Source organism: Mesorhizobium sp. P171375 (assembly GCF_057786075.1).
This window is the reverse complement of record NZ_JBYNWF010000001.1, coordinates 3,854,323-3,873,880: the sequence shown is the minus strand read 5'-3', so window position 1 is coordinate 3,873,880 and position 19,558 is coordinate 3,854,323. Positions and strand designations below refer to the sequence as shown.

The 19,558-nt window shown below is 63.9% G+C and carries 18 protein-coding genes; 5 read left to right on the top strand and 13 right to left on the bottom strand.

Features of this window, described 5'->3' with window-relative positions; all coding sequences use genetic code 11:
- Nucleotides 1-6: 6 nt before the first annotated feature.
- The 4 genes from ACYHH6_RS18615 to ACYHH6_RS18600 form a co-directional block, all read right to left on the bottom strand.
- Nucleotides 7-2,103 (bottom strand): EAL domain-containing protein, encoded by a 2,097-nt coding sequence (locus tag ACYHH6_RS18615; RefSeq protein ID WP_352593109.1) that lies wholly within the window; start codon nt 2,101-2,103, stop codon nt 7-9.
- Between the two features lie 124 nt (nt 2,104-2,227).
- Entirely contained in the window at nt 2,228-2,797 is a 570-nt protein-coding gene (locus tag ACYHH6_RS18610; RefSeq protein ID WP_352593107.1) for a sigma-70 family RNA polymerase sigma factor, read from the bottom strand.
- 106 nt (nt 2,798-2,903) lie between these two features.
- Nucleotides 2,904-3,293, bottom strand: a complete 390-nt coding sequence (locus ACYHH6_RS18605; protein ID WP_352593104.1) for a DUF427 domain-containing protein — start codon at nt 3,291-3,293, stop codon at nt 2,904-2,906.
- A 46-nt stretch (nt 3,294-3,339) separates the two neighbouring features.
- On the bottom strand, nt 3,340-3,441 hold the full coding sequence (locus tag ACYHH6_RS18600; RefSeq protein WP_376740466.1) for a putative RiPP precursor: 102 nt from the start codon (nt 3,439-3,441) through the stop codon (nt 3,340-3,342).
- A gap of 698 nt (nt 3,442-4,139) precedes the next feature.
- On the opposite strand from ACYHH6_RS18600, the gene ACYHH6_RS18595 reads away from it, so the two are divergent.
- From ACYHH6_RS18595 to ACYHH6_RS18580, 4 genes are read left to right on the top strand one after another with little or no spacing between them, the layout of a single operon-like run.
- Nucleotides 4,140-4,631, top strand: a complete 492-nt coding sequence (locus ACYHH6_RS18595) for a Csu type fimbrial protein (RefSeq protein ID WP_352593101.1) — start codon at nt 4,140-4,142, stop codon at nt 4,629-4,631.
- Between the two features lie 26 nt (nt 4,632-4,657).
- Entirely contained in the window at nt 4,658-5,380 is a 723-nt protein-coding gene (locus ACYHH6_RS18590; protein ID WP_352593098.1) for a fimbrial biogenesis chaperone, read from the top strand.
- Entirely contained in the window at nt 5,352-7,769 is a 2,418-nt protein-coding gene (locus ACYHH6_RS18585) for a fimbria/pilus outer membrane usher protein (protein WP_352593095.1), read from the top strand. Before ACYHH6_RS18590 ends, ACYHH6_RS18585 begins: the two co-directional genes overlap by 29 nt.
- Nucleotides 7,770-7,783: 14 nt before the next feature.
- Entirely contained in the window at nt 7,784-8,740 is a 957-nt protein-coding gene (locus ACYHH6_RS18580; RefSeq protein WP_352593185.1) for a Csu type fimbrial protein, read from the top strand.
- Here the strand turns inward: ACYHH6_RS18580 and ACYHH6_RS18575 are convergent.
- The 9 genes from ACYHH6_RS18575 to ACYHH6_RS18535 all read right to left on the bottom strand — a co-directional run bounded on the left by ACYHH6_RS18575 (nt 8,734) and on the right by ACYHH6_RS18535 (nt 18,151).
- Nucleotides 8,734-9,714 carry a branched-chain amino acid ABC transporter permease gene (locus ACYHH6_RS18575; protein WP_435053482.1) on the bottom strand — a complete coding sequence of 327 codons (981 nt, stop codon included), beginning with the start codon at nt 9,712-9,714 and terminating at the stop codon, nt 8,734-8,736. The two genes, ACYHH6_RS18580 and ACYHH6_RS18575, sit on opposite strands and share 7 nt — an antisense overlap.
- A gap of 1 nt (nt 9,715) precedes the next feature.
- Nucleotides 9,716-10,603 carry a branched-chain amino acid ABC transporter permease gene (locus ACYHH6_RS18570; RefSeq protein WP_112566970.1) on the bottom strand — a complete coding sequence of 296 codons (888 nt, stop codon included), beginning with the start codon at nt 10,601-10,603 and terminating at the stop codon, nt 9,716-9,718.
- Nucleotides 10,604-10,813: 210 nt separating this feature from the next.
- Nucleotides 10,814-11,977: an IS4 family transposase gene (locus ACYHH6_RS18565; protein ID WP_352593680.1), complete on the bottom strand. Its 1,164-nt coding sequence runs from the start codon at nt 11,975-11,977 to the stop codon at nt 10,814-10,816.
- 200 nt (nt 11,978-12,177) lie between these two features.
- Entirely contained in the window at nt 12,178-12,882 is a 705-nt protein-coding gene (locus ACYHH6_RS18560; RefSeq protein WP_352587854.1) for an ABC transporter ATP-binding protein, read from the bottom strand.
- Entirely contained in the window at nt 12,875-13,657 is a 783-nt protein-coding gene (locus ACYHH6_RS18555) for an ABC transporter ATP-binding protein (protein WP_352587851.1), read from the bottom strand. The genes ACYHH6_RS18560 and ACYHH6_RS18555 overlap by 8 nt, the downstream gene beginning before the upstream one ends.
- Nucleotides 13,658-13,671: 14 nt before the next feature.
- Nucleotides 13,672-14,880, bottom strand: a complete 1,209-nt coding sequence (locus tag ACYHH6_RS18550) for an ABC transporter substrate-binding protein (protein WP_352587848.1) — start codon at nt 14,878-14,880, stop codon at nt 13,672-13,674.
- Between the two features lie 356 nt (nt 14,881-15,236).
- Nucleotides 15,237-15,944: an SDR family NAD(P)-dependent oxidoreductase gene (locus ACYHH6_RS18545; RefSeq protein ID WP_352587845.1), complete on the bottom strand. Its 708-nt coding sequence runs from the start codon at nt 15,942-15,944 to the stop codon at nt 15,237-15,239.
- Between the two features lie 340 nt (nt 15,945-16,284).
- Nucleotides 16,285-16,881, bottom strand: coding sequence for a YdeI/OmpD-associated family protein (locus tag ACYHH6_RS18540; protein ID WP_352587842.1), 597 nt, complete (start codon nt 16,879-16,881; stop codon nt 16,285-16,287).
- 358 nt (nt 16,882-17,239) lie between these two features.
- Nucleotides 17,240-18,151 (bottom strand): S1C family serine protease, encoded by a 912-nt coding sequence (locus ACYHH6_RS18535; protein WP_112566930.1) that lies wholly within the window; start codon nt 18,149-18,151, stop codon nt 17,240-17,242.
- 379 nt (nt 18,152-18,530) lie between these two features.
- On the opposite strand from ACYHH6_RS18535, the gene yghU reads away from it, so the two are divergent.
- A complete protein-coding gene (gene yghU / locus ACYHH6_RS18530) occupies nt 18,531-19,400 on the top strand; it encodes a glutathione-dependent disulfide-bond oxidoreductase (protein ID WP_352587839.1) in 870 nt (289 codons plus the stop codon).
- The last annotated feature ends 158 nt before the right edge of the window (nt 19,401-19,558 follow it).

Genomic DNA, 19,558 nt, shown 5'->3' with positions numbered 1-19,558 from the left:
GCCGTTTCAACCGAACCGCTTGCGCGGCGCCTCGGCGCTCGCTCTTGCCACGATCGCCTCCAGCGGCTCCGGCCGGTGCAGCAGAAAACCCTGGCCGTAGGCGACGCCCATGTCGCGTAAAATGTCGAGCGCGGCCTGCTCTTCGATCTTTTCGGCCACCACCGCGCAGCCGAGGCTTTTGGCGATGCCCGTAATGGCTGAAACGATCTCTCGGTCGAACCGGCTTTGCGCGATGTTTTCGATGAACGAGCCGTCGATCTTGATCTGATCGACAGGAAAGCGCCTGAGATATTCGAACGAGCTCATGCCGGCGCCGAAATCGTCGAGACTGACGCGGCATTGCCGCTCGCGCGCCTTGCGCACGAACTGTTCCGCGGCGTCGAAATTGGTGACGGCGGCGGTCTCGGTGATCTCGAAGCCGATGCCGGAATGCGGCGCGCCGGTTTCGGCGATGACGGCGTCGACGAAATCCCACAGCAGCGGGTCGCTCAGTGTCTGCGCCGACAGGTTGAAGCCGAGCGTGATGGCGCCCGATTTCATGGCCGGGCCATGCTGCGACAGTGCGGTCCTGATGATCCAGCGGTCGAGCCGCGAGGCAATGCCGAAGCGCTCAGCGACCGGAATGAACTCGCCCGGCGGGATAAGCTTGCCATTGCGTCCGGCAAGCCGCGCCAGCACTTCGACATGACGGCTTTCGCGCCAAGGTTTCCCAAGCAGATGAATCTCCTGGCCGAACAGTTTCAACCGACCGTCGTCCATGGCATCGACGGTGTCGGCGGCGACACGCGCCGCGTTGAGGCCGCCGGAGCCCGAGGCCGAGTCAGCCGAAAACACAGCAAAGCGGTTGCGCCCTGCAGCCTTGGCCGCATAGCAGGCGTCGTCGGCGCAGGCCAGCGCATCGGCCACCGTCGTGGTGGTGTCGTCGACAAAGGCGATGCCGATGCTGGCCGCAAGCTTGCGCGACGTGGCCGGCAGGCCGAGGTCGGCGTCGCGCACCGCCGCAAGGATTGCGCCGGCCAGTGTCTCGGCCGCGGCCGGCTGGCAATTGGGAACGAGCAGCGCGAACTCGTCGCCGCCCAGGCGCGCGGCGCGCGCCGATAACGGCAGGCAGCCCAATATGCCGCCAGCGACACCCTTCAGCGCCAGGTCGCCGGCGGCGTGGCCGGCAAAGTCGTTGAGCGCCTTGAAGTAGTCAAGATCGACATAAAACACCGCCAGCGGCAGAAGCCGCGCGGTGGCGATGTGGACGGCCAGCAGCCGGTCGAATGCAGCGCGGTTCAGCAAACCGGTCAGCGCATCGTGGTGCGCGGCGTAGGCGAGTTCTTGCTCGCGCTTCTTGTCCTCGGTGATGTCGCGCACGGTGCCGAGAATCTGGCCCGCAGAGTCCGGAGCTGCGATGAAGCGCACCAGCGATTCGACATGACGGATTTCGCCGTCTCGCCGGATGATGCGGTATTGCGAGGCAACGACTGCGTCGGTCGCAAGCGGGGCCAGATGGGCGCGCTCGGTGGTGTCCTTGTCGTCGGGGTGGAGATAGGTGTGCCAGAGGTCGGCGGCCACCTCGTCAGTGTCTGCGACCAGGCCGAAGATCTCCCTGGTGCGGGCATCCCAAAAACTCTTGTTGGCGTCGATATCGTGATGCCAGATGCCGGTGCCGCTGGCCGCCAGCGCCAGGCGGAAGCGCACATTGACCCGCTCCAGTTCGGCTTCGGCCTCTTTCTGCCGGCTGATATCGGTCTGGACGCCCATCAACCTGACCGGCCGGCCTGTCTCGTCGCGCTCGACAATGCCGCCGCGGTCGAGCACCCAGATCCAATGACCGTCCTTGTGTCTCAGGCGCAGCTCGGTCTCGATCAAGGTGGTGAGGCCGGCAATGTGCCGCTCGCCGCTGGCCAGCGCCCGCTCGCGGTCGTCGGGATGCGTCAGTTGCAGCCAGAGGTCGCCGGTGTTGGCAAGCTCGCCATCCTCATAGCCCAGCATGTGCGACCAGGTCGGCGAATAGAAACAGTCGCCGCTCAAAATATCCCAGTCCCATACGCCCAGATGAGCGCGTTCGAGCGCAAGCGCCCAGAACTTTCCATTGCGTATTTTCTCGTCGGGCATGCTCTGGTTTCGTCCACCGCGTCGCCGCCACCATGCACGCAAGCAGACAAGAAACCGTTACCGGGCGCGCCGCGCGGATGCGCGGGACAAAGCCTGCAACCGGGCCGCATCGTGTGGAGCTTTATCATGACATCGGCGCCCTGATTGCATTCGGATTCTTGCGGCTTGCCGCCGTTTCGGTTTCGACGATCCTTATCGAGCTGCGGCGCGCGGCGTCTTCGAGCAGGCCGCGCAATTCCTCGCGGCCACGCGCAATGCGCGACATCAGCGTGCCGGCCGGCACGCCGAGGATCTCGGCGGCCTCGGCGTAGGAAAAACCCTCGATGGCGACCATGGTCAGGGCAGCGCGGCGGTCGGGGCTGATCGCCTGCAGCGCGTCGATGATCTCGCGCGCCGCGACGTTCCCCAGCTGGTCGGCGGGAGAGGCCTGCACCTCGCCGGCTTCCAGCGGCAGCATCGAGGCCTCGCCACGCCGGTTCACCTTGCGCATCTGGTCGATGAACAGATGATGCATGATCGTGAACAGCCATTTTCGCGGGCTCTCTCCCGTCTGCCAGTTGTCCAGCCGCAGCAGCGCCCGTTCGAGACAGTCCTGGACGAGATCGTCTGCGGAATCGCGGTCGCGCAGCAGGGAGCGCGCATAGCGCCGTAGACGCGGGATTTCGTCGAGGATGGCTCTCTGCTTTTCGTCCATGACCGACCTTGTTGTCTTCGTTGTCGGCTTGTCGCCGATGCAAAACCGCTGCCCTCGGGTCGAGCCCGAGGGCAGCTTTGGCCGGCATGAAAATCGCTACCCGCGTTCAGCGCGGCGTGGCGTCGATGGTGACCCTGTCGGGATAGAAGGCGCCGTGGTCGCGAATCCCCGCCGCCTCATCGAATGGCTGCTCATAAGCCCACATCGCGTCCTTGCCGGCTCCACCCGCCGGCAGCACGTCCCAGTAGCTGGCGTCGCCCTTGTAGGGGCACAGCGTCGACAGCGCCGTCTTCTTGAGCTTGCGAAAGTCGATGTCCTCGAACGGGATGTAGAAGGAGAAGGGATGAGGCGGCTCGGTCACTATTTTGGCTTTCGCCGACGAGGCGATGATGGCGCCATTGGCAAACACGACGACACGCCCCTTGAAGGGCTCGATGGTGATCACCTTGCCCGGATTGCGCCGAAAGCCGGGCGACGGGTTCGCATGCTGATCCATGGCCGTTCTCCTTGTCTGCAGTTAGGTCCGAAGCCGATCGAAGGCGTCAGCTGCCGTTTTCGACGGGGCCCGACAGGATGATCACTGCCGTGACGCGGGTCAGTTTTTCGCGCTTCTGAAGCCTTGGTTTCTCGTATGTCTTCTTCATCGTTCTTCCTTTTCTTGACGTCTGCAGCCGGTCCGCGCGGCTACCGGTGTGCGATCATGGCTCGAAGGGACAACAGGCGCATCTCCCGTCCGGCCGATGCGCGGCCGTCGGAAATCGGGGTGAGCGTGGCAACAATGATTCCCCAAATGTTTCCCGCGATCCGACGACGGTGGATTTATCTCAGCCGGCACGACCATGCTTGGGCTGGGCGGAACACGGTTTTGGGGAATGCGGCCCTGACAGCACGATTGCCAGGCTTGGCAGACCGGGACAGCGTTTTGGGCTGTGCGGACCAGCGGCGACGGCGATGGCCGCTTGGCGCCCGGCATACCCGGCGAAATAATCGACAATAGGAGGCGACAGCCCAGAGTCTATCAAATCAAGATGATTTGGCCTGAATATTCGCCTTTTTAGCAAAGTTTATAAAATAAATTGTCGAATGACGAAACTATCACTTTCAAAAAAATGTCTATTTTTCCCAAATTAACCAAATCTTAACTAAAATTATCCGATACAATTGAAAGCTATTCATCTGTTATAATTCGAATCTAAGTTGTAATAATCATTGCGCTGATCGCTTTTGACATTGCCGATATCGTTGATGTCTTTGCGAGGCGCATAGCGGGAGGGGCTGCAGGGTTGAAATCCGGGTAAGGACTGTTCGCGAGGAACGGTCTGCCCGACGGAGGAACATACGCATGAGATGGCTGAAATATGCGCTGCTGGCGGGAGCGTCGCTGCTCCCAACCTTGCCCGCGATCGCCGCGACCGCGACGGGCAGCATGAATGTCCGCATCACCATTACCGACGAATGCAAGGTACAGACGGCAAGCGATCTTGATTTCGGCTCGCACGGCGTCATCGATGCGAATGTCGACCAGACCAGCACCATCAACGTGCAATGCACGACCGGCAAATCCTACAATGTAGGTCTGAGCGCCGGAGCGGGCTCGGGCGCAACGGTTGCGGTTCGCAAGATGACCGGGCCACTGGCGGCGACGATCGACTACACCATCTACAGGGAAAGCACCCGGACGCAGCTTTGGGGCACCACGATCCCCACCGACACGGTCGGCGGAACCGGCAATGGCGCCATCCAGCCGCTGACGGTCTACGGGCGCGTTCCGCCGCAGACGACACCGCCGGCGGGCCTCTACACCGACACCGTTTCGATCACCATAACGTACTGACCATCGATACCAACACGAGGACGATCATGCGATCCATGCTTTCATGCATCGGCGCGACGGCTGTTCTGTTGCTGTGCGCCGGTCTCTCACACGCCGCTTCGCTCAGGGTGGCGCCGACAGGTCTCGAGCTGATCGCGCCCGACGCCTCGGCGGTCCTCAACCTCAGCAACGACGACGCCAAGCGGGCGATCAATGTGCAGATCAGGGTCTTCGCCTGGAGCCAGTCCGGCGGCATCGAGACGCTGACGCCAACCACGGATGTCGTCGCCAGCCCGCCATCGACCAAGCTCGGACCCAACGCCCAATACGTGGTTCGCGTCGTGCGCGTCTCGAAGGCGCCGGTGCGGGCCGAAGAGAGTTATCGCGTCATCGTCGACGAACTGCCCGACCCCTCGCGCAAGAAGGCCGGTACGGTTGCGCTTGCGCTGCGCTATTCGGTGCCGGTGTTTTTTCGCAACGCCGACGCAGCCGCGCCGGCGATCGCGTGGAGCCTTTCGCGCAATGGCGGCAGCCTGATGCTCACCGCCAGCAACAGCGGCCAGAGCCGCTTTCGCCTGTCCAACCTGACGCTGACCCAGGGCGGCAAGAAGCTCAGCAACCGAAACGGGCTCGTCGGCTATGTGCTGGGCGGCGCGACCATGCAGTGGCCGATCGGCAGCAGCAAATCACTGTCCGCGGGCTCCGTGCTTTTGAAGGCACAGAGCGATCTTGGACCCTTCGATGCCAAAGTTGCCGTCAAGGGCCGCTAGCACCGCGATTGTCGTCGCGCTCGCGACTTTCACACCTTGCCCGGCAGTGAACTCGCAAGAGCCGCCGGCCGTGACGAACACTGAAGCGCCTGATCCCGTTTTGCCGGCCCGCCGCAGCCTCTATCTGGAGGTGTTCATCAACGACACCTCTACGAAACTGATCGGCAATTTCACCGAAATGCCGGATGGCGGCCTGGCGGCGACGCCGCAAGAGCTGAAGGACGTCGGGCTGAAACCGCCGGAGGGTGCCGAAGGTGCTGGCGGCCTGGTCAGGCTCGACCAACTGGCGGACGTGTCGTTTCAGATCGACGAGGCGGCGCAACGGCTCTACGTCACCGCCGCCAATGACAGCCGCGAGCCGCGCATCGTCGATCTCGGCCTGCGCCTGCAGGACCGGCCGGCGCCGCAATCGGGCTACGGCGCGGTGCTCAACTACTCGCTGTTTGCCAGTTCCAACACATTGTTCGACGGCGACAACGAACTGTTCCAGGGCATTTCGGGCGGCTTCGACACGCGTGTGTTCAGCCCCTATGGAACGCTTAGCCAGTCGTTCATCGCCGGCTATTCCGACGGCAGGCTCGGCGGCTTCACGCGGCTCAACACGACCTGGAGCTATTCCGACCCCGACCGGCTGATGACCTACCGCGCCGGCGACTTCGTCTCCGGCGGACTGTCGTGGACGCGGCCCGTCTATCTCGGCGGCCTCCAGGCGCAGCGCAATTTCCGCCTGCGCTCGGATCTGGTGACCTTGCCCCTGCCCTCCTTCGGCGGCACGGCGGCGGTGCCGTCGACACTCGAAGTTTATACGCAAAACGTCCGCACCTATTCCGGCGACATCCAGCCCGGGCCGTTCCAGGTCACCAATCTGCCGGTGTTCACCGGCGCCGGGCAAGCGCAGGTGGTGCTGCGCGACAGCCTCGGGCGCGAGACCACCGCCACCTTGCCGTTCTACGCCTCGAACATGCTGTTGCGTCAGGGACTGCTCGATTTCTCCGTCGAGGCGGGCATGGCGCGGCGCAATTTCGGTATCTCCTCCGACGACTATGACGGCCGCGCCATGGGCGTCGCCACGGCACGCTATGGCCTGAGCGACCGGCTGACGCTGGAAGCCCATGCCGAGGGTGGCGCCGACCTGATCAATGGCGGCGTCGGCGCTGCCTTTCCGCTCGGGCCTTACGGTGCGGCGTCGGCGGCAGTGGCGGGCAGCCGCCATGACGGGCGCGCTGGCGCGCTGGTCGATGCCAGTGTCGAATTCGGCTATGATGGCTGGGCGATCAACGCGCACATGCAGCGGGCCTTCGGCGGCTATGAAGACATCGCCTCGGTGACGGCGCAGCCGATTCTCGACCCCGACGACTTCACCCGTTTCAGCGCCGGCGTGCCACGCGCAGTCGATCAGGTGACGCTCAGCGTGCCGATGCCGCTCGATTTCTCCAGCCTCAACCTCTCCTACACCCATCTGAAAAGGGCCGAGGGCGATACCAGCCAGATCGTCGGCCTCTCCTACAGCCAGGCGATCTTCAGCCGCGGCACGCTCTATGCCACCGCCTTCGCCGATCTCGACGACGACAGCAGCTATGGCGTGTTCGCCGGGCTTTCGATCCCGTTCAACGACGACATCACAGCCTCGACAGGGGTCGAGCAAGGGGCTGACGGCCTCAATGTCGTTGCCGACCTCGCCAAGTCGGAACGGGCGGAGGACTTCAGCATCGGCTGGCAGCTGCGCACGTCGGAGGGCGAGGTCCCCAACCGCTCGGCCGCTGTCAGCTATCGCGCGCCGTTTGCGCGTTTCCAGGCCGGCGCCCAGCAATTCGACAAGGATTTTCGCGTGACCGGGCAGATGGACGGGGCCATCGCGATGGCGGGCGGCGGCGTGTTCGCCACCAACCGCATCGACGATGCCTTTGCCGTCGTCGACGTCGGCACGCCTGACGTCGAGGTGCTGCATCAGAACAGGCCGGTCGGAAAGACCGACAGCAAAGGCCGCATCCTGGTCACCGGGCTCAACTCCTATGAGCTGAACACGGTCTCCATCGATCCGAAGAACCTGCCCGTCGATGCCGATGTCCCGACCACCAAGGAGACCGTCGTTCCGGCCGACCGCAACGGCGTGGTGCTGAAGTTCGGCGTATCGGAGGCGGCGCAGGCAGCGCTGGTGACGCTGGTCGATGCGAGCGGAACGCCGCTCGAGGCCGGACTGTCGGGGCGTGTCGACGGCGGCACGGAAGACTTCGTCGTTGGCTATGACGGGGAGGCCTACATCAAGGGCCTCGGCAAGCAGAATGCAGTGGCAGTCGGCCTGGCGGACGGCAGTTCGTGCCGGGCAAGTTTCCCCTTCGAAGCGGCGCGCGGGCAGCAAGTGACGATCAAGAATGTGGTGTGCCAATGACAATGCCAGGCCGGATGCTGCGCGCCGCAATCGTTGCAATCCTGGTGGCGATGTTGCCATCGATCGCCCTGGCGCAAAGCTGCAGCTTTACCGTCACCAACATGAATTTCGGCGCCGTCGACACGCTGTCGGGCAGCGCGGCGACATCGACGGCCACCCTCAACGTGACCTGCAGCGGCAGTTTGCCGTTGCTGCTGCCCATTCTGGTCTGTCCGCATCTCGCCGCCGGCACCGGCGGCGCAACCTCGGCGGCAGCCAGGCAGATGCTGAGCGGCGCCAACAGCCTCGACTACCAGATCTATTCGGACCCGGCGATGAGTGTCGTCTGGGGCTCCTATGCCTGGGCCTATGCCTCGCGCCCGCCGCCGCTGCAGCTGAGCCCCAGTATCCTGGGCAACTCATCCGGCACCTTGACGCTCTATGGCCGGGTTCCCGGCGGCCAGGCGACCGTTCCGCCCGGCACCTATCTGTCGACGTTTTCGGGGGGGCATGTCGAGTTCCGCTACCGGACAAACCTGCTGGGCAGCAATTGCGACACCGGCCTGGGCACCCTGGCCGCCTCTCCGACCTTCACCATCAACGCCACGATTGCGGCCAACTGCCTGGTCACCACCCAGAACATCGATTTCGGCCCCAAGGGCGTGCTCGACGCCAATGTCGACGCCACCGGCCAGGTCACGGTCACCTGCACGCCGTCGACCGCCTATACGGTGTCGCTGAATGGCGGCACGACAGGCGGCACACCGACCAACCGCAAGATGTCGAAGGGTGCCGAGCGGGTCACCTACGGTCTCTACAAGGACAATGCGCGCACGCAGCCCTGGGGTGACGCCGGGACACCGGGAAGCACGGTCGCCGGCATCGGGACCGGCGCGGCGCAACCGCTCACCGTCTACGGCCGCGTGCCGCCGCAGACCACGCCCTCGGCCGGCGTCTATACCGATACGGTGGTGGTGACCATCACCTATTGATCGCGGCCGCCGTCAGCGGGCGCCAGCCACCGCGCGTAGATCTCGCCGACGATGCCGCGGCGGAAGACGAGCACGCAGATCATGAAGATCAGCCCGGTGGCGATGGTCACCGGGAAGCCCGAGGTGGCGAGGGTGTTTTCCAGGCCGACGACGAGGCCGGCGCCGACGACCGGGCCGACCATGGTGCCGATGCCGCCGAGCAGCGTCATCAGGATCACCTCGCCCGACATCTGCCAGGTGACGTCGGTGAGCGTGGCGAACTGGAAGACGATCGCCTTGGTGGCGCCGGCAAGGCCGGCGAGCGCTGCCGACATGACGAAAGCGGCGAGCTTGTAGCGGCCGACCGAATAGCCCAGCGAAATGGCGCGGTTCTCGTTCTCGCGGATCGAACGCAGGATCATGCCGAAGGGCGAATTGACGATGCGCCAGACGGCGAAGACGCCGATGAGGAAAACGGCGAGCACGAAAAAATACATGTTGAGGGTGACGTTGAGATCGACGACGCCGAACAGATGCCCGCGCGGCACGCCCTGGATGCCGTCCTCGCCTTCGGTGAACGGTGCCTGGACGCAGAAAAAGTAGAACATCTGCGCGAGCGCCAGTGTGATCATCGAGAAATAGATGCCTTGTCTTCGAATGGCGAGGAAGCCCATGACCAGTCCGAGCACGGCCGCGCCGGCGGTGCCGAGCAGGATGCCGGCTTCCGGCGGCCAGCCCCAGTCCTTGACGGCGTAGGCACAGAAATAGGCGGCGGCGCCGTAGAAGGTGGCATGGCCGAAGGATAACAGCCCGGTGTAGCCGAGCAGCAGGTTGAAGGCGCAGGCAAACAGCGCGAAGCACAGCATCTTCATCAGGAAGATCGGGTAGACGAAGAAGGGCGCGGCGATGAGCGCCAGTATGGCCAATGCTATCAGCACCCGCTCAAGCCGAACGGAAGCGGCGGTACGCTGTTCGTGAAGGGTCGCCTCGCTCATCTCAGGCATCCCTTCCAAACAGGCCGGCAGGGCGCAAGAGCAGCACGATCGCCATGATGACGAAGACGACGAGGTTCGATGCCTCGGGATAAAACACCTTGGTCAGGCCCTCGGCGAGACCGAGCATGTAGCCGGTGACGATGGCGCCGAGGATCGAGCCCATGCCGCCGACCACGACGACGGCGAAGACGACGATGATCAGATCCGAGCCCATCAACGGGCTGACCTGGTAGACGGGTGCCGCGAGGATACCGGCGAGCCCCGCAAGGGCCGCGCCCAGCCCGTAGGTGAGCGTGAGCAGCAGCGGCACGTTGACGCCGAAGGCCTGGACCAGCTCGGGATTTTCGGTCGCGGCGCGCAGGTAGGAGCCGAGCCTGGTCTTTTCGATCAAGAGCCAGGTGCCGATGCAGACGATGAGCGACGCCACCACCACCCAGCCGCGATAGTTGGGCAGAAACATGAAGCCGAGATTGGTGCCGCCGGCGAGTTGCGACGGCACGGCGTAGGGATTGCCCGAGACACCGTAATAGAAACGGAACACGCCTTCGATGACCAGCGCCAGGCCGAAGGTGAAGAGCAGGCCGTAGAGCGGATCGAGGCGGTAGAGCCTGGACAGCGCCAGGCGCTCGACCGCCATGCCGAACACGCCGACGACGAGCGGCACCAGGACCAGCGCCGGCCAGTAGCCGATGCCGAGATGGACGAGCATCAGGTAGCCGATGAAGGCGCCGAACATGTAGAGCGCGCCATGGGCGAAATTGATGATGCGAAGCAGGCCGAAGATGACGGCTAGCCCGAGGCTGAGCATGGCATAGAAGGAGCCGTTGATCAGCCCGACCAGCATCTGCCCGAGCAAGGCCTGGACAGGGATGCCGAAGATCATCGTCATGGCGTCACCGCTGAAACATGTGCTGAAGGAGGCACGGCCAATTGCCAACATTGGCGCTGCCCCTCATTGCCCTGCCGGGCATTTCTCCCCGTAAACGGGGAGAAAGAGGCTGAACGCGATGCCGGCTCGCTTCCTCTGACGTTTGCGATTGGCGAAATCGTCGGCGCCAGCGTCCCTTCTCCCCGTTTACGCAGGACTGTCCGGGGAAAGTTATTCATATATGAAGGCCATCTGATTGAGGGAGGATCGGTCTCTTGGTCGGCTCGGATTGACCGGCGGCGGCTTGTCGATGGCGTTTATTTTTCGCCGCCCGAACAAGTATTGGGCGACCAGCTCTGTGAACCGCAGGATTGGAATGGCGACACCTCGGGTGCGCGCGACGATGCGCAGCAGTGCATAGGCGATCATTGCCGCGAAGAGCTGCAGGCGGATTGCATTGCCGTTGTTGCCCAGGAACTTGCCGATCTTGAGGTGCTGCTTGATCCAGCGGAACAGAAGCTCGATTTGCCAGCGGCCTTTGTAGAGCTGCCCGATCTCGACTGCGGAGCGCGCCATGTCGTTGGTCAAAAGCATGATGGTGTCGCCTTCCTGGCGCTGGATGCGCAGGCGCCGCAGGCGTATCGGCAGCTTGCAAGCGCCCTTGCTGACCAGGTTCACCTCACTGTCTTCCAGGATCAGGAAGCCGTCGCCCTGCGGCTCGGCCACGGGGCGGTTGCACAGCTGCGCCAGCCCCATGTTGGTCTTGGGCCGCGTTACGAAGACCGACCCGGCCTCGGCGATCGCCGTCCACCAGCCATAGTGGCAATAGCCCTTGTCGAACACATAGGTCGCCGCGGGCTCGATGGTGATCCGGCGGCCGATCTGGGCGTCGTTGACGTTGGCGTCGGTGATGTCGAGGACGCGCGGATGGTCGGCCTTCGGGTCATAGACGACATGGACTTTCATGCCGCGGATGCGTCCGTTCGACTTGGCCCACTCGCACAGCTTGCCCAGTGGAATGGGGGTCGAGTCGATCAGCCGCAGCATTTCTTTACCCTCTTGCCGCGTCTGCCGGTCGAGCAGACCCGCCACCAGGCTGAAGGCCTCGGCAAAAATGGCGACCGGGCGCCGTGCGTTGGCGTCCGACAAGGTCGAACGCATCAGCGGACCGCTGCCCAGGTGGTAATGATGCTGGCTGTTGGCGTTCCAACCGGCTTCCAGGCCACGCAGGCTGTCGCTGCCGCAGAACTGGGCATAGATCAACGCCACCAGATGATCCCAACTCCTGAACGATTTGTCGTAGGCATCGCCGTCGTGACGATCCACAATGGCTTGGAATTGACGGCGATCCATGGCTTCAAGAAGCTGCCCGAAGATGCTAGGTGCAAAGCGCATGCCCCGTTCCTTTTCTGAGTCTCGACAACCAGAGAGAAGACGGACAAACCCCGTTTTACGGGGCATGCACATGCGGCATTTCGATTCACTCAAAACTTTCCCCGGACAGCCCTGCCGTTTACGGGGAGAAGATGGCGGCAGCCAGATGAGGGGCAGCGCCGACGCCCAAAAGATGACAGCCCTCCCATCGATTACTGACATCATACCCCAAGCACCTCGTGCAGCTGGTCGGTGTGAGCAGAAAGCTCGCTTACGGCAAAACCCTCCACCACCTTGCCGTGCTCCATCAGATAGAAGCGGTCGGCAATGCGGGCGGCAAAGCGGAAATTCTGCTCGACCAGCAGGATGGTCATGCCGCGCTTTTTCAGGGTCGCCAGCAATTCGCCGATGCGCTGGACGATGACCGGCGCCAGGCCCTCGGTCGGTTCGTCGAGCAGCAGCATCTGCACGCCCGTGCGCAGGATGCGGGCGATGGCCAGCATCTGCTGTTCGCCGCCGGAAAGTTTTGTGCCGGGGCTGTTGCGGCGCTCCTTCAGATTGGGGAAGAGATCGAAGATTTCCTCGACGCTCATGCCGCCCTCGGCCACCACCGGCGGCAGGATCAGGTTCTCGTCGACGGTGAGCGTGGCGAAGATGCCGCGTTCCTCCGGCACGAAGCCGATGCCGCGATGGGCGACGCGGTGCAGCGGCAGACGCATCAGATCGCCGCCGTCGAAAGTGACGCTGCCGCTGCGCTTGCGAACCAGCCCCATAATGGCGCGCAGCGTGGTGGTCTTGCCGACGCCGTTGCGGCCAAGCAAGGTCACGGTCTCACCGCGAAAGACGTCGAGGTTGACGCCATGCAGCGCATGGCCCTCGCCATACCAGGCATGCAGATCGCGCACGGCAAGCAGCGGCTCACTCATGCTCGGTCCCCATGTAAGCGACGCGGACACGCTCGTCCGTGCTCACTGTTGCGTAGTCGCCGGCGGCGAGCACCTGGCCGCGTTGCATGACGGTGATCCAGTCGCAAAGATCGGCGACGACGGTGAGGTTGTGCTCGACCATCAGCACGGCGCGGTCTCTGGCCAGCGAACGGATGATGCCGGAAATGGCGCCGACATCCTCGTGCCCCATGCCAGCCATCGGCTCGTCGAGCAGCAGCACCTTCGGATCGAGCGCCAGCGTGGTGGCGATCTCGAGCACGCGCTTCCTGCCATAGGAGAGATCGCCGGCCAGACGATGCGCGACATCGTCGAGGCCGACGATGGCGAGAAGCTCGCGTGCCCTCGGTGTCAGCTGGTCGAGTGCGGCCAGCGAGCGCCAGAACTGGAAGCCCAGCCCGCTCGGCCGCTGCAGGGCGACGCGGACATTGTCCAGCACACTCAGATGCGGAAAGATCGCCGAGATCTGGAACGAGCGGACGAGACCCATGCGCGCCACCCTGGCCGGCGCGGTGCGGGTGATGTCGTTGCCCAACAATTCGATCCTGCCGCTGGTCGGCTGCAGGAATTTGGTCAGCAGGTTGAAGATCGTCGTCTTGCCGGCGCCGTTCGGTCCGATCAGCGCATGGATCTGGCCGTGGTGGACGTCGAGGTCGACATTGTTGACGGCAACGAAACCGGCGAAATCACGCCTGAGGCCGCGGGCGGAAAGCACCACCCGCGGCGTGTCCTTTGCGCCGCCCGACTGGCCGGCCACAGCTTGCGCCGCTGTCACTTGGTGACGAGCGGGCAGCCGCTGTCTTCGGCCTTGGTGAAGGCCTTGTCGCCGGGAATGGTCGCCAGATAGGTGTAGTAGTCCCAGTCCTTCTTGCTCTCCTCGGGCTTCTTGACCTGATAGAGATACATGTCGTGCACCATCGAGCCGTCGGCCTGCACCTTGCCGTTGGCGGTGAAGACGTCGTTGACGGGCATCTCATGCAGCTGCTTGGCCACCGCCTCGGTCTCGTCGGTGCCGGCCTTGTCGATGGCCTTCAGATACTGGGTCACCGCCGAATAGGTGCCGGCCTGGACCATGTTGGGCATGCGGTTGGTGCGCTTGAAGAAGCGGTCGGCGAATTTGCGGCTCTCGTCGTCACGGTCCCAGTAATAGCCTTCGGTCAGCACCACGCCCTGCGCCGCCTGCAGGCCGAGGCCGTGCACTTCGGCAAGGGTGAAGAGAAGTGCCGCCAGCCGCTGGCCGCCGGCGACGATGCCGAACTCGGCCGCCTGCTTGATCGAGTTGGAGGTGTCGAGGCCGGCATTGGCAAGGCCGATGACCTTGGCGCCGGAGGACTGCGCCTGCAGCAGGAAGGAGGAATAGTCCGTGGACCCCAGCGGATAGCGCACCTCGCCGAGCACCTTGCCGCCGCTGGCTTCCACCAGCTTGGCGGTCTGGTCCTTCAGCGAATAGCCGAAGGCATAGTCGACGGTGATGAAATACCAGCTGTCGCCGCCCTGCTTGACGAGGTCGCCGCCGGTGCCGACCGCCTGCGAATGCGTGTCGTAGGCCCAATGGAAGCCATAGGGCGAGCATTGCTTGCCGGTCAGCTCGGTCGAAGCGGCGCCGGTGACGATGTCGATCTTCTTCTTTTCCTTGGAAAGCCCCTGGACGGCGAGCGCCACCGAGGATGTCGTCAGTTCCATGATCGCGTCGACTTGCTCGGTGTCATACCACTGGCGGGCGATATTGGAGGCGATGTCGGGCTTGTTCTGGTGGTCGGCGTTGACGATCTCGATCGGCGCGCCCTGGACCTTGCCGCCAAAATCCTCGACCGCCATCTTGGCGGCCTCGACCGACCATTTGCCGCCGAAATCGGCATAGACGCCCGACTGGTCGTTGAGGATTCCGATCTTGACCTTGCCGTCGGAAATTTCAGCCGCTGCCGCGGGCATGGCGGTCGCCGCAAGAAGCGCGGCGGAGACGAGATAGGATGCTTTCACAGGTAGTTCCTCCCTTGTGGCCGACGCCGGGAAACGCGGCGGCCTTGCAATGGTTCAACAGTTCCGTCCGGTTTTCGCTAAAAATTCGGGCCGTCGCGCCCGCCACTCCTCTTCTTGCGCCCCTCCGCCCTGGGTGCGCCGGGAACGTAGCATCACATTTCGCAAGGCGAGAATGCTATTTTCGTAGCATGGCGTGCGGGCATCTCGGCGGCTTCCAGACCCAACGAGCTGGGTTTCGGCTGCTTGCTGGCTAAGGCAATGACCCGGCTGATTTTTCCACTCTTATCTCGATTTCACGTCGATCGAGTGGAAAACCCATGTTTTTCAGCGGCTTACCTTGCAAATCTCGGCTTCATTCACCACGGCAGCCTTTTGCCATCGCGGAAGAAGCCGCCGGTCGGGCCGTCGTCCGGCAAGGTCGCGGCCCAGACGATGCCGGCCGCCCCTTGCGCCACCGGGCGCCCGCCCGGACCGCCCATGTCGGTCGCGACCCAGCCGGGGCAGATGGCGTTGACCAGCACGCCGGCGCCGCGCAATTCGGCCGCCAGGATGCAGGTCAGCGCGTTGAGCGTCGCCTTGGTCGTCGAATAAGCCGGCGCGCCGGCGCCCATCGAGGCGAGCGAACCGCCCTCGGAGGAGACGTTGACCAGTCGGCCATGGCCGGAGGTGCTGAGGAGCGGCGCGCAGGCGGCAGCTATGCGCCAGGCGCCGAAGACATTGGTCTCGAAGGCTTCGCGGATCACCGTCCAGTCGGGTTTTAGCGCCCGCGCACGCGGGTCGTAGTGGATGGCGGCGTTGTTGACGAGCACGTCGAGGCGGCCGAAGCGGCGCTCGATTTCGGCCGCGGCAAGGGCCGCCGCGTCGGGTGCCGCGACATCCAGAGCGATGGCCTCCACCTTGCCGCCGAGTTGCCTCGCGGCCGCCTCGCCCTTGGCGAGATCGCGCGTGCCGAGCAGCACGGTGAAACCGAGCGCCGCCAGTTGGCGGCCGGTCTCCAGGCCAATGCCGCGATTGCTGCCGGTGACGAGCGCGACCTTGCCTGAATGGGGTGTGGTGGTGGTCATTGGCGGGGACCTGTGCCGCATGAATAGTGCACGAAAGATCGCATAGGTGGGATCGAATGATTAGGGCGTGGAGACGACAATCGCTGTGCGATGGGGTGCATCAGTGGCGAAGGCCGATGCGCAAGGCCGAGTTCCTTCACACCCCCCTCTGTCCTGCCGGACATCTCCCCCGCAAGGGGGGAGATTGGCAGTTCCATGGACGGCGCTTCTCCGGCGAAGTTGGTGATTGGCGAAAGCATCGGTGACATCTGATCTCCCCCCTTGCGGGGGAGATGGCCGGCAGGCCAGAGGGGGGTGTCCAAGTGCTAGCCTATCAAAACTGGATGGCCAACGCCCGCCCTCACCGCCTCTGCGGATAGATCGTCTCGCCACGCTTCAGCATATCGACGAAGGCCTCGATCTTCTTCCTGCGCCCGGCTTCGGTCTTCATGTTGTGGGTGCGGAAGGCGAGCGCGAAACGGTTCTGGGCGGAGAGTTTTGCCAGCATCGCTCTCGCCTCAGGTTCGGCATCGATGGCGGCCTGCAGATCGTCGGGGATCTTCATGTCCTTGCCACTGGCATAGGCGCGGTCCCAGCGGCCGTCTGCCTTGGCCGCCTCGACCTGTCGCAACCCGTGCTCGGTCATCCGGCCGTCCTCGACCAGGCGGGCGACATTGTCGATGTTGATCTTGCTCCAGATGCTCTTTTTGCCGCGCGGCGTGTAGCGCTGCAGAAAGCTCTTGTCATCGAGCGACTTGCGCACGGCATCGATCCAGCCGAAGCACAGCACCACGTCGATGGCCTGCTTGGGCGTGATCGAGGCGAGGCCGGAGCCGACCTTGTGCACCTTGATCCAGACCTCGGTCTCGCCGGCGTGGTTCTCCCGCAGCCAAGCGTAAAAACTTTCGGGATCTGGGAATTCGCGAACTTTTTCCGGATCGACCTTGATCGGCGCCATCATCACCTCGTTTGTTGCCGGACCGGCTATATCGGCTGTCGATGCCAGTTTCCGTCAGCAGCGTCGATAACCCTTAGCCTATTTCGAAGTTGGCTTGCGCCTCAGACGGCGCCCATGGCAGTTTCCCGGCGGGCCGAGCTGGGCAAGGCAGACTGCAATCAGGGGGAAATGCCATGCGAGCTATGTTACTCGGCCTCATCCTTCTGCTGCCGACCGCGGCGCTCGCCGAGCCGAACGCCAGAATTGGCGACGCCCAAGTCGTGTTTCTCGTCAGAAAATAGGTCGGGAGGGTCGCGTTCCTTCGCGCCCCCCTCTGCCCTGCCGGGCATCTCCCCCACTTGGGGGGAGATTAGCAGCTTCACTGCAAATGCGGCTTCTTCAGAAAGCTGTTGCGGTCAGCCGACTTTACCCTGAGCCAGGTTTCGCGGCCGTCGCGTACCACCCTGAGTGGAATCTCGGAGCCGGCGGGGTTCTGCCATAGCTTGCGGTAGAAATCGGCGAGACCGTCGACCTCGCCGTCGCGCACGTCGGAGATGATGTCGCCCTGGCGCAGGCCGGCCTTGGCGGCGGGGCCGCCTTCGGCGACACTCATCACAATCACGGCGCCGTTCGACTCCGCCGAGAAGGCGCCGAGCCACGGCCGTGGCGGCTTCGCCACCTGGCCGCGTGTCAGCAGGTCGTCGAGGATCGGCGTCAGAAGGTTGATCGGCACGACCATGTTGATGTCGGCGACCTCGCCATTGCGGCTCATCTGCAGGAGCAGGGAGCCGATGCCGAGCAGGCTGCCGTCCTGGCCGATCAACGCCGCGCCGCCCCAGGACGGGTGCGCCGGCGCGATGAAGATCGCCTCGTCGAGCAGATATTCCCAATAGCCGGCGAATTCCTGCTTGGTGACGATGTGCGCCTTGACCGAGCGGCCGGTGCCGTCGGCAAACACCACGGGGTCGCCGACCTTGGCTTTCTCGGCATCACCCAAGGCCACCGCCGGCAGGCCGAGCGGCGCCAGCGCCTGCACCAGGCCGAAGCCGGTTTCCTGGTCGTAGGCCAGCGCATGCGCCGGCACCACGCGGCCGTCCTGATCGGTCAGCCAGACCTCTTCCGCCTCGGTGATCAGATAGCCGATAGTGAGCACGAGCCCGTCAGCGCGGATAACGACGCCACTGCCTTCCCGGCGCGTGCCCAGGGCGTTCGCCGTAAAGGCGTCGTCGGGAACCGTGGCGCGCACGGCGACGACGGAACGCAAGAGCGGGGACAGGGGATCTATGGGCATGCTCTCATCCTGGCAGATATGCGTGGGCAGTATCCTCTATAGGTATGCCGCGCTGCACGAGACGCAAGGGTGAGAAGTGATCTGCGCAGCAGACGAAAAGCCAATTGCTTGGCTTTTCGAGCTTCGAACGCCCTGAGCCATGCGAAGGGCCGGGACAACCTTCGGCCTCGCGCTGCCCCTCATCCGCCCTTCGGGCACCTTCTCCCCGTCAACGGGGAGAAGGGAAAAGGCGCGGATATTGATAATAGTTCAACGGAAGTTGAACCTTTCTGAATTGCACCTATCTCTATCAGTATCTACGTTCCGCCGACTTTTCCGCCATCAGTCTCGCGCCGTCGCGCAAGCCGTTTCCGCCCGCTAAATCCAAGGAATTTCTCGCATGACCGAATACACCCCGCCGAAAGTATGGAGCTGGAAGAAAGCCAATGGCGGCACGTTCGCCAACATTAACCGGCCGATTGCCGGGCCGACGCATGAAAAGGTGCTGCCGGTGGGCAAGCATCCGCTGCAGCTTTATTCGCTGGCGACGCCGAACGGCGTCAAGGTGACCGTCATGCTGGAGGAGCTTCTGGCGCTCGGTCACAAGGGCGCCGAATACGATGCCTGGCTGATCCGTATCAACGATGGCGACCAGTTCGGTTCGGGCTTCGTCGACGTCAATCCCAATTCCAAGATCCCGGCGCTGCTCGACCGCAGCGGCAAGACGCCGGTTCGCGTCTTCGAGTCCGGCTCGATCCTGCTTTATCTCGCGGAAAAATTCGGTGAATTCCTGCCGACCGAACAGCCGGCGCGCGCGGAGACCTTGTCCTGGCTGTTCTGGCAGATGGGGTCGGCGCCCTATCTCGGCGGCGGCTTCGGCCATTTCTATGCCTACGCGCCGGAGAAATTCGAATACGCCATCGACCGCTTCGCCATGGAGACCAAGCGCCAGCTCGACGTGCTCGACCGCCGGCTGGCGGAGACCGAATATCTCGGCGGCGCCGGCTATTCGATCGCCGACATGGCGGTGTGGCCCTGGTATGGCGGCCTGGCGCTCGGCCGCATGTACAATGATTCCGCCGAGTTCCTGTCGGTGCAGGACTATGAGCACGTGCAGCGCTGGGCCAAGGCGATCGACGCCCGCCCGACGGTGCAGCGCGGCCGCATGGTCAACCGCGCCTTTGGCGATCCGGCCATGCAGTTGCACGAACGTCACGACGCCGGCGATTTTGAGACCAAGACGCAGGATAAGCTGGTGGCGGCGGAGTGAAGCGCAGGAGCTGCTGATCTCCCCCCTCGTGGGGGAGATGGCCGGCAGGCCAGAGGGGGGCGCGAAGGAACACGATCTTTCCTTGATCTGTCGGTGCAGGGTGCAAAGGCAATAGAAATCTGGCAACGCCGGCGGGACAGCGCCCCCCTCTGCCCTGC

Bases quoted from the DNA above. Each gene is read 5' to 3' on its own strand.
- ACYHH6_RS18565 (WP_352593680.1), bottom strand. From the start codon at position 11,977: ATGCGCTTTGCACCTAGCATCTTCGGGCAGCTTCTTGAAGCCATGGAT.
- ACYHH6_RS18580 (WP_352593185.1), top strand. From the start codon at position 7,784: ATGCTGCGCGCCGCAATCGTTGCAATCCTGGTGGCGATGTTGCCATCG.
- ACYHH6_RS18570 (WP_112566970.1), bottom strand. From the start codon at position 10,603: ATGACGATGATCTTCGGCATCCCTGTCCAGGCCTTGCTCGGGCAGATG.
- ACYHH6_RS18615 (WP_352593109.1), bottom strand. From the start codon at position 2,103: ATGCCCGACGAGAAAATACGCAATGGAAAGTTCTGGGCGCTTGCGCTC.
- ACYHH6_RS18540 (WP_352587842.1), bottom strand. From the start codon at position 16,881: ATGGCGCCGATCAAGGTCGATCCGGAAAAAGTTCGCGAATTCCCAGAT.
- ACYHH6_RS18545 (WP_352587845.1), bottom strand. From the start codon at position 15,944: ATGACCACCACCACACCCCATTCAGGCAAGGTCGCGCTCGTCACCGGC.
- ACYHH6_RS18560 (WP_352587854.1), bottom strand. From the start codon at position 12,882: ATGAGTGAGCCGCTGCTTGCCGTGCGCGATCTGCATGCCTGGTATGGC.
- ACYHH6_RS18595 (WP_352593101.1), top strand. From the start codon at position 4,140: ATGAGATGGCTGAAATATGCGCTGCTGGCGGGAGCGTCGCTGCTCCCA.
- ACYHH6_RS18590 (WP_352593098.1), top strand. From the start codon at position 4,658: ATGCGATCCATGCTTTCATGCATCGGCGCGACGGCTGTTCTGTTGCTG.
- yghU (WP_352587839.1), top strand. From the start codon at position 18,531: ATGACCGAATACACCCCGCCGAAAGTATGGAGCTGGAAGAAAGCCAAT.
- ACYHH6_RS18585 (WP_352593095.1), top strand. From the start codon at position 5,352: ATGCCAAAGTTGCCGTCAAGGGCCGCTAGCACCGCGATTGTCGTCGCG.
- ACYHH6_RS18535 (WP_112566930.1), bottom strand. From the start codon at position 18,151: ATGCCCATAGATCCCCTGTCCCCGCTCTTGCGTTCCGTCGTCGCCGTG.
- ACYHH6_RS18605 (WP_352593104.1), bottom strand. From the start codon at position 3,293: ATGGATCAGCATGCGAACCCGTCGCCCGGCTTTCGGCGCAATCCGGGC.
- ACYHH6_RS18575 (WP_435053482.1), bottom strand. From the start codon at position 9,714: ATGAGCGAGGCGACCCTTCACGAACAGCGTACCGCCGCTTCCGTTCGG.
- ACYHH6_RS18600 (WP_376740466.1), bottom strand. From the start codon at position 3,441: ATGAAGAAGACATACGAGAAACCAAGGCTTCAGAAGCGCGAAAAACTG.
- ACYHH6_RS18610 (WP_352593107.1), bottom strand. From the start codon at position 2,797: ATGGACGAAAAGCAGAGAGCCATCCTCGACGAAATCCCGCGTCTACGG.